The following is a 1161-nucleotide window of genomic DNA, read 5'->3' on the forward strand; positions in this document are numbered from 1 at the left end:
TAACGTTTGGTGTATGAGCAGTGGCGTGGTTCGGCACGGAAAATTGAAAACAGGTACTTGCCATTGGAAAATCCGCAGGATTTTCCAAGTAGGCGAGAACAAGCCATTGCTTATACACACTGTTGTACACAGTATTTATTCCTCAATTTTTATTTTAATTAAATATTCTTTTCCATTAAACAAATCATCTGCAATACCAAATCCATTATTTGAGTCAATAAAATCAACGACTCTAATTCTATTGAACTCGTTAAACAATGATGTTTCCCAATCTGCTCCAGAATTATTTGAAATGAACATTGCACCTCTTGGATAAAAACCTTGTTCAGGATATTGTTCTCCAAAACCAATGACTATATTTTCTTTATAAACTTTTAAATCCATAAGATTAGCTGGTATTTCAAATTCCTGCGTTGTTCCAATATTAGTTTTAGTAATTCTTTGTCCTCTGAAATAGAAAACATCTTGAAATGCTTGAATCTGATAAAGGTGAGAGTTTATTCCTAAATCAATCTGTTCCCAATTAGTACCTGTGTCTGTGCTTTTTAAAAAAGTTCCGTTCAATCCGCAGGCGTATAGTTCTCCATTATATTTTTCAATTAAATCTCTCCATATATTGAAATCTAAATTTAATTCCGTCCAATTCGAACCATTATCTACTGTTTTCAAAATATGATTACCTAAAACAAATCCAATATTATTACTCATGAAATATATTTTTCTTAAATCACTACCATTTGGTATAGATGTTTCTTGAAAAGATTCTCCGTAATCAGATGTTTTTAAAAGTAAATACGATTGTTCATTCGGGATTTTTGCTAAAGCATAACCATACTGTTTAGATATAAACTGAATATCCAATAATTCATAATTTGATGAGTGAAGTATATTCCAGTCAACTCCTGAATTTTGGGTATTTAAAATTCTTCCTCGATTATCAATTATAAAACCATCATTGATGTTTATGAAGTCAATATCAGTTATGCCAAAATTGACATTTGTTAATTGAATATCAATATTTTCATTTGTTAATTGGTTTTCATTATTTTCCGTGCCGTCATCCTTTGAGCAAGTTGTCAAAGTCAAGAAAATTATTATGTATGCGAAAATTTTGTTCATATTGTGTACAACGTTTAGGTATATGGAAAGTTGCGTGTTTGT

Annotated in this window: 1 protein-coding gene; it reads right to left on the bottom strand. The window is 30.5% G+C overall.

Annotated features, from left to right (window positions below):
• Positions 1 to 135 precede the first annotated feature (135 nt).
• Positions 136 to 1161, bottom strand: a 1026-nt coding sequence (locus BZARG_RS13675; RefSeq protein ID WP_237702604.1) for a beta propeller repeat protein, incomplete at its 5' end; no start/stop codon positions are given.

Source organism: Bizionia argentinensis JUB59 (genome assembly GCF_000224335.1).
Classification (GTDB): domain Bacteria; phylum Bacteroidota; class Bacteroidia; order Flavobacteriales; family Flavobacteriaceae; genus Algorimicrobium; species Algorimicrobium argentinense.